Here is a 6,946-nt window from a genome sequence, read left to right on the forward strand (position 1 = left end):
CGGGTGCGGCTGACCTCGATTCACACGTACCCCGTCAAGGGTTGTCACCGGCTCGACCACGACGGCGCGTTCGTGCACCGGTGGGGTCTGGCCGGCGACCGGCGTTGGATGGTCGTGGACGCCGACGGGGTCGGCGTCACCCAGCGGGACACGACCCGGCTCGTCGGCCTGCGCGCCTCCGTGCACCCCGGGGGCCTGTCACTGCGCGCCGACGGGCAACCCGACCTCGACGTGCCCGAGCCGGCCGGCGGCGAACCGGTCCCGGTCCGCACCTTCCGCAGCCGCACCTTCGGTGTCCCCGCGCTGCCGGCCGGCCACGCGGCCGACGACTGGCTCGGAGCCCTGCTCGGCCGACCGGTCCGACTGGTCTGGCTGGCCCAGCCGACCCGCCACCTGGCCGCCGGGACCCGCGAACACGACACCGGCGACCAGGTCACCTTCGCCGACGCCTACCCGGTGCTGCTGGCCAACGCCACCTCCCTCGACGCCCTCAACGACTGGCTGGCCGAAGCGGGGGAGGAACCGGTACCGATGACCCGCTTCCGACCCAACCTGGTCGTCAGCGGTGCGCCGGCCTGGGCCGAGGACGACTGGGTGGGTCGGCGGCTGCGCATCGGCGACCGGACGTTCCAGGCCGCCGGGCCGTGCGACCGCTGCGTGGTGACCACCACCGACCAGGAGACCGGGGTACGCACCAGGGAGCCGCTGCGCACCCTCGGGCGACACCGCAACGTCAAGCAGAAGCTCCTCTTCGGACTGAACCTGGTGCCGCTCGACAGCGGACCGCTGACGGTGGACGCCCCGGTCGTCATCGCGCCCTGACCGGGAGCCGACCAGCAACCGGCACCTCACGGTCACCGTCCGTCGATGCTGTCTTAGCTTTGGCTTAGCCCGCTTGTCCGTACCCGACCGGTCCGGCAGCATCGCCGACGTGACGGACGGAAGCGCTGTCGACATCAACATCGACCTGGACCATCCTCCAGAGGACCGGCCCGCGCCGTCGTCCTGCGCGAAACCCTGGCTGGTGGCCACCGGCGTCACAGTCCTCGCGGCGACCCTCGGGCTCACCCTCACCCTGCGATCCGGCTCCACCCCGGCCTGCGCCGCCGGCCGGACGCTGGCCGCCGCACCACCCACCGGCAACGCCACGCACACCGGCAAGGCCACCTTCTACGACTCCAAGGGCACCGGCGGCAACTGCTCGAACCCGGCTGCCCCCGCCAACCGGCTCTACGTCGCGCTCGGTCCGACGGAATACTCCGCCGGTGCCGCCTGCGGCGGATTCCTCGACGTCGTCGGCCCCAAGGGCACCGTCCGGGTGCTCATCATGGACCAGTGCCCGGAGTGCGAGCCCGGCCACCTCGACCTGTCCCGCGAGGCGTTCGCCCGGATCGCCGACCCCGTCCAGGGCCTCGTTCCGGTGACCTACCGCGCGGTCGTCAACCCGCCGCTGCCCGGACCACTCAGCTTCCGGATCAAGGAAGGCGCGTCGCAGTGGTGGTTCGCCGTCCGCGTCGGCAACCACGGCAACCCGCTGCGGTCCGTCGAGGTCCGGCAGCGCGACAGCGACCCCTGGCAGTCGGCCGCCCGGCAGGACTACAACTACTGGCTGATCGCCTCCGGAGCCGGGCCGGGCCCGTTCACCGTCCGGGTCACCGACGTGTACGGCAACCGGGTCACCGCCGGCGGCATCCGAATGGCACCGGGCCAGGTGCAGAACAACACGGTCCGGATGTACGGACCCGGGGCCGGTGCCGCCACACGCCGTCCGTCCGCGTCGACCCGTCCGCCGAGCAGCCGACCCGCCGTCACGCCGACGCCGACCCGTCGCTCGGTCGAGGTGGCGAGGACGAGCGCTCCGGCCACCGACGCGCCGACCACCAGTTCGGCCCGGGCCAACGCCCGGTGGTGCGAGGGCTGACCGCTCAGTCGGCCACCGTCAGATCGAGCCACATCAGGATCTCGTCCCGGTCGTCATCGGGGGCCACCCGCAACGCGCCCGGAAGCCGGCCGACCTCCCGGAACCCGAGGCGACCGTAGAACTTGTCCAACCCCAGCCCGTCGCGCACCGTGACGTGCAGTGCCTCGTGGCCCAACGCCCTGCCCAGACGCTCGGCCTCCACCATCAGCGCCGAGCCGTAGCCGGCGCCCTGGGTGTCCGGGTGGACCATCACCCGCTTCACGGTGCACCAGTGCGCCGTGAGCGGAAAACGGTTGTCACTGAAGATCAGCATTGCCGTCAGCCGGTCCCCGGAGTAGCCGACCAACAGCCGGTCCGGTCCGTCGGCGATGCCGGCGAAGGTCGGATCGGCGGTGACGTGCACGTCGGCGGCGGTGACCGGTGGTACGAAGCCGACCGCCCCGCCCGCGTTGCTGACGTCCATCCAGAGGTCGACGATCTCGGCGCGTAGCTGCGGGGTCAGGTCAGGATCAAGGACGAAGCGCAGACTCACGTTCGCCATCCTGGCTCAACGACCAGGGCCACGACCCGCGGCAGTGACGTGCCCGACAACCGATCCTGGCTCCGACCAAGCCAGGATCCGTCGCCACTCGATGGCGATGTGGGGCCGACGGGATTCGAACCCGCACTGGTGCGGACCTAAACCGCATGCCTCCTGCCGTTGGGCTACGGCCCCTTGAAGCTGTACTCCACCAGCGTCCACGGACACTCCAGCCGACGCGGCAGTCGCCTGCCTATCGGGAAGCCGGTCGGAGTAACCGCATCAGGATCGTAGACCACCTTGGGCTCCACGAGTGCAGGCCGTCGCTGACCAGCGTATGTAGAGGTCTGACTGTGGCAATTAGGGCAGAGCAGACGAAGGTTGCGCGGCCGATTGTCGAGAAAATCGCCATTGATGTGGTCCACGTGCAGCGTCAGCCTGGCGCCTTGCCACGTTGACCCGGTGCCGCACACCTCGCAGGTCTCCGGCAGGCCGATTGTCGCCAAGGCGCGTTTGAGGCGGATCCCCGGGATTCGGCGGGAACCGGCCGGCAGCACTACCAGCAACTCCGTGGGGGACGTGCGCCGCCAACGCACGCCTCGATTGTGTGCCTGGCCGGTGAAGTGCGACGTGTCGATGCCGAACCGCTTGAGCTGTCGGCTGATGTGCGCGTGTGAGCCACCGCTGACGCGAACGCCGAGCAACCGCATCACCTCGGTGATGTTGCGGGCGACGGCGGCAGCGGCGGCCAGTGCTTCCGGCGTGTACTTGTATCGGACCACTGACGGACCGTAGCGCCCCGGTACGACAGGTTAGTCCAGGCCCAGGTCGCGGCGGAGCTTGGCGACGTGCCCGGTGGCCTTGACGTTGTAGAGCGCCCGCTCGACCTTGCCGTCGGCGTCGATCACGAACGTCGAGCGGATCACGCCGGTGACGGTCTTGCCGTAGAGCTGCTTCTCGCCGTACGCGCCGTAGGCGGTCAGCACCGACTTGTCCGGGTCGGACACCAGCGGGAAGGTGATGGCGTCGCGCTCGCGGAACTTCGCCAGTTTCTCCGGCTTGTCCGGGGAGATGCCGACGACCTCGTAGCCGGCGGCCTGGAGTGAGGCGAGTGAGTCGCGGAAGTCGCAGGCCTGCTTGGTGCAGCCGGGAGTCATCGCGGCCGGGTAGGCGTACAGGACCACCTTGCGACCTCGCAGGTCGGCGAGGGAGAGCTGGTCGCCGGTGTCGGTGGCGAGGGTGAACTCGGGCGCTGGGTCACCGGGGGAGAGTCGGTCGGGCGAGGTCATGGCCCCGACCCTACCGCCGTGCCGGCCAGCGCCATCACCGACGACGCGGGCCGTCGCTGCGAGCGCGCGCCTGCCGTCTGTCGGCCGGGGCGCGGGGGTGATCATCAGGGGGTCGGCTGGTGGAAACCCGCCGTTCACGCGCCTGACCAGGTAGAGGTGATCAAGGCCATGCCCTGTTGCCAGGCTCTGGCAACAACTAGTCCTGGGAAATAGGCTGTCCCACGCTGGCCCGGTTGGGCCCGCTGACGCGTAGGAGGTCGCGTGGAGACACTGGCGATGCACATCTCGAACGGGATCATCGACGGTCCCGTGGCAGCGATCTTCGCTGCGCTCGCTCTTGCCGCGCTCACCTTCTGCGTTCTGCGCGGCCGGCGCGACCTGGACGACCGGCTGGCCCCGATGGCCGGCCTGGTGGCGGCGTTCATCTTCGCCGTCCAGATGCTCAACTTCCCGATCTTCACGGCCGGCGTCAGCGGCCACCTGCTCGGTGGGGCGCTCGCCGCGATGCTTGTCGGTCCGTGGGTCGGCGCGCTCTGCGTCTCCGTGGTGCTGGTCGTACAGGCGCTGGTCTTCGGCGACGGCGGCGTGGCGATGCTCGGCCTCAACATCACCAACATGGCGCTGCTCGGCACCGCCGCGGCGTACGCGCTGATCGCGCTGCTGCTGCGGGTGCTGCCCCGGACGCGGGCTGGTCTGGCGGTGACCGCGTTCGTCGCGGCGATGCTCAGCGTGGTGGTCGCGTCCCAGGGCTTCGTCGTGCAGTACTGGCTGGGCGGCACCACCGACCTGGGCGGCAACCTGGCCGGCCTGGCCGGCACGATGGCCGGAACCCACCTGCTGATCGGCATCGGCGAGGGCCTGATCACCGCGACCACCGTGCTCACCGTCGCGAAGGTGCGACCCGACCTGGTGTACGCGCTGCGCTCCCTGCGCACCCCCACCACCCCCGCTGTCCCGGTCTCCGGAGGTGTCCGATGAAGAACCGTTCGTGGGCCTTCCTGGCCGGCGGCCTGCTGGTCGCCCTGCTGCTCGCCGGCGTGGTCAGCAACTACGCCTCGTCCCACCCGGACGGGTTGGACTCGTCGCTGCTCAAGGGCTGCACCGTCGACGCCGACGACAACATCGTCGGCGGCAGCTGCCCGGCCCAGCAGGCGAAGGACCACGAGTTGGCCGACAGCCCGCTCGCCGACTACGGCGTACGGGGCGTGCGGAACAGCTTCGTCTCCACCGGCCTCTCCGGGGTGCTCGGGGTGCTGGTCACCTTCGCGGTCGGGGCCGGCGGGTTCTGGCTGCTGCGCCGCCGGGGCGGCACGCCGACCGGCGCTGACGCGGCGACGCCCACCGGGGACGCCACGCCCGCCGAGGATGACGCGGCGACGGCGCGCGCCGCCGCGACAAGCTGAACAGGGGTACGCGGATGGGAGCCGGTCACGGGCACGTGCTGTACCGCGAGTCGGACTCGCCGGTGCACCGGCTCCCGCCCGAGGTCAAGATCGTGGCGATGGTGGTCTTCACCCTCGCCGTGGTGGCCACCCCACGGGAGGCGTTCTGGGCCTTCGGCGCGTACGCCGTGCTGGTGGCGGCGGTGGCGGCGTTGGCCCGGGTGGGCCCACGGTGGTTGCTCAGCCGCGCGTTGATCGAACTGCCGTTCGTGTTGTTCGCGGTCGCCCTACCGTTCCTCGGCACCGGCGACCGGGTCGAGGTGCTGGGCCTGCGCCTGTCCGAGGACGGGCTGCACGGCGCGTGGAACATCCTGGCCAAGGGCACCCTGGGGGTGCTCGCCTCGCTGCTGCTCGCCGCGACCACCACCACCCGCGACCTGATCGTGGGGTTGGACCGGCTGCACTGCCCGCAGGTGCTCACCCAGATCGCCGCGTTCATGCTGCGCTACCTCGACGTGCTGGTCGGCGAGGCACGGCGGATGCGGGTGGCCCGGATATCCCGGGGAGACGACCCACGTTTCCTGTGGCAACTGCGGGGCTTCGCCGCCGGGATCGGGGCGTTGTTCCTGCGCGCCTTCGAGCGCGGCGAGCGGGTCTATCTGGCGATGCTGTCCCGCGGCTACACCGGAAGGATGCCCGCCGTGTGGCAGGGCGAGGGTGCGGCGAGCGCCGGTCAGTGGCTGGTCGCGGCGACCGTACCGGTGTTGGCGGCCTCCATCGCCGCGACCGCCGTCGTGCTGTCATGATCGGTGTCGTGCAGACCGCTGTCTCGCTGGACGTTCGGGGTGTTCGTTACGCGTACCCGGACGGGCACGTCGCCCTTCAGGGGGTCGACCTGAACGTGCCGCGGGGCGACCGGGTGGCGCTGCTCGGGCCAAACGGTGCCGGCAAGACCACGCTGGTGCTGCACCTCAACGGCATTCTCACCCCGACCGAGGGCAGCGTGAGTGTCGGCGGGTTGACCGTCACCCCGGATCGGGCCACCCTGGCCGAGGTCCGCCGCCGGGTGGGCATCGTCTTCCAGGACCCGGACGACCAGTTGTTCCTGCCCACGGTGGCGGAGGACGTGGCGTTCGGGCCGGCGAACCTGGGTCTGCGCGGGGCTGAGTTGGCCGCCCGGGTGGACGAGGCGCTCGCCGCGGTGGGGATGAGTGAGCACCGGGGCCGGGCTCCGCAGCACCTGTCGTTCGGGCAGCGTCGCCGGGTGGCGGTGGCCACCGTGCTCGCCATGCACCCGGAGATCCTGGTGCTCGACGAGCCGTCGTCGAACCTGGACCCGGCGGCCCGTCGGGAACTCGCCGAGATCCTGCGCGGCCTGCCGGTGACCCTGCTGATGGTCACGCACGACCTGCCGTACGCGGCGGAGCTGTGCGAGCGTTCGGTGATCCTCGACGACGGCCGGATCGTCGCGGACGCCCCCACCACCACCCTGCTCAACAACGCGCCCCTGCTGACCAAACACCGCCTGGAACTGCCCTACGGCTTCACCCCCCAGCCCTAAACCCCACCCCACCCCACCCCCCGCCCCCGCCGATCTTGCACTTTCTGTCCCCGCCTTTCGGGGCGAAAGCCGCATATGGCCAACCCAAAGTGCAAGATCGGCGCGGGAATGGGCGCGGGGCGCGGGCCGTGGGGCGCGGGGCGCGGGTGCGGGGCATGGGCGCGGGGCATGGGCGCGGGCGCGGGGCGCGGGTGCGGGGCATGGGCGCGGGGCATGGGCGCGGGCGCGGGGCGCGGGTGCGGGGCATGGGCGCGGGGCATGGGCGCGGGCGCC

The 6,946-nt window shown here is 71.4% G+C and carries 9 protein-coding genes and 1 tRNA gene; 6 read left to right on the plus strand and 4 right to left on the minus strand.

What is annotated here, in order from left to right; translation table 11 throughout:
- Positions 1–3 precede the first annotated feature (3 nt).
- The gene (locus ACIBEF_RS26220) at positions 4–822 is read left to right on the plus strand and encodes an MOSC domain-containing protein (protein ID WP_396795789.1); all 819 of its coding nucleotides are present in this window, start codon (positions 4–6) and stop codon (positions 820–822) included.
- A 109-nt stretch (positions 823–931) separates the two neighbouring features.
- Positions 932–1,921 (plus strand): expansin EXLX1 family cellulose-binding protein, encoded by a 990-nt coding sequence (locus ACIBEF_RS26225; RefSeq protein WP_396795791.1) that lies wholly within the window; start codon positions 932–934, stop codon positions 1,919–1,921.
- A 4-nt stretch (positions 1,922–1,925) separates the two neighbouring features.
- Here ACIBEF_RS26225 and ACIBEF_RS26230 read toward each other — a convergent pair whose 3' ends face one another.
- From ACIBEF_RS26230 to bcp, 4 genes are all read right to left on the minus strand, one after another.
- Positions 1,926–2,453: a GNAT family N-acetyltransferase gene (locus ACIBEF_RS26230; RefSeq protein ID WP_396795793.1), complete on the minus strand. Its 528-nt coding sequence runs from the start codon at positions 2,451–2,453 to the stop codon at positions 1,926–1,928.
- 109 nt (positions 2,454–2,562) lie between these two features.
- Positions 2,563–2,636: transfer RNA gene (locus ACIBEF_RS26235), tRNA-Leu, on the minus strand.
- A complete protein-coding gene (locus ACIBEF_RS26240) occupies positions 2,627–3,223 on the minus strand; it encodes an HNH endonuclease (RefSeq protein WP_396795794.1) in 597 nt (198 codons plus the stop codon). The genes ACIBEF_RS26235 and ACIBEF_RS26240 overlap by 10 nt, the downstream gene beginning before the upstream one ends.
- A gap of 30 nt (positions 3,224–3,253) precedes the next feature.
- Positions 3,254–3,730, minus strand: a complete 477-nt coding sequence (bcp, locus tag ACIBEF_RS26245) for a thioredoxin-dependent thiol peroxidase (protein WP_091393498.1) — start codon at positions 3,728–3,730, stop codon at positions 3,254–3,256.
- Positions 3,731–3,991: 261 nt separating this feature from the next.
- Between bcp and ACIBEF_RS26250 the strand changes: the two genes are divergently transcribed.
- From ACIBEF_RS26250 to ACIBEF_RS26265, 4 genes are read left to right on the plus strand one after another with little or no spacing between them, the layout of a single operon-like run.
- A complete protein-coding gene (locus ACIBEF_RS26250; protein ID WP_355005418.1) occupies positions 3,992–4,708 on the plus strand; it encodes an energy-coupling factor ABC transporter permease in 717 nt (238 codons plus the stop codon).
- A complete protein-coding gene (locus tag ACIBEF_RS26255) occupies positions 4,705–5,133 on the plus strand; it encodes a PDGLE domain-containing protein (RefSeq protein WP_396795796.1) in 429 nt (142 codons plus the stop codon). The genes ACIBEF_RS26250 and ACIBEF_RS26255 overlap by 4 nt, the downstream gene beginning before the upstream one ends.
- 14 nt (positions 5,134–5,147) lie before the next feature.
- Positions 5,148–5,918 carry a cobalt ECF transporter T component CbiQ gene (gene cbiQ / locus ACIBEF_RS26260; RefSeq protein WP_396795798.1) on the plus strand — a complete coding sequence of 257 codons (771 nt, stop codon included), beginning with the start codon at positions 5,148–5,150 and terminating at the stop codon, positions 5,916–5,918.
- Positions 5,915–6,673 carry an energy-coupling factor ABC transporter ATP-binding protein gene (locus tag ACIBEF_RS26265; protein ID WP_396795800.1) on the plus strand — a complete coding sequence of 253 codons (759 nt, stop codon included), beginning with the start codon at positions 5,915–5,917 and terminating at the stop codon, positions 6,671–6,673. Before cbiQ ends, ACIBEF_RS26265 begins: the two co-directional genes overlap by 4 nt.
- The last annotated feature ends 273 nt before the right edge of the window (positions 6,674–6,946 follow it).

Origin of the sequence: Micromonospora sp. NPDC050795 (genome assembly GCF_044456785.1) — a bacterium.
Classification (GTDB): Bacteria; Actinomycetota; Actinomycetes; order Mycobacteriales; family Micromonosporaceae; genus Micromonospora.

What these genes read in the sequence shown, in the direction of transcription:
- bcp (WP_091393498.1), bottom strand. Translation starts at nt 3,730, where the DNA reads ATGACCTCGCCCGACCGACTCTCCCCCGGTGACCCAGCGCCCGAGTTC.
- ACIBEF_RS26255 (WP_396795796.1), top strand. Translation starts at nt 4,705, where the DNA reads ATGAAGAACCGTTCGTGGGCCTTCCTGGCCGGCGGCCTGCTGGTCGCC.
- cbiQ (WP_396795798.1), top strand. Translation starts at nt 5,148, where the DNA reads ATGGGAGCCGGTCACGGGCACGTGCTGTACCGCGAGTCGGACTCGCCG.
- ACIBEF_RS26265 (WP_396795800.1), top strand. Translation starts at nt 5,915, where the DNA reads ATGATCGGTGTCGTGCAGACCGCTGTCTCGCTGGACGTTCGGGGTGTT.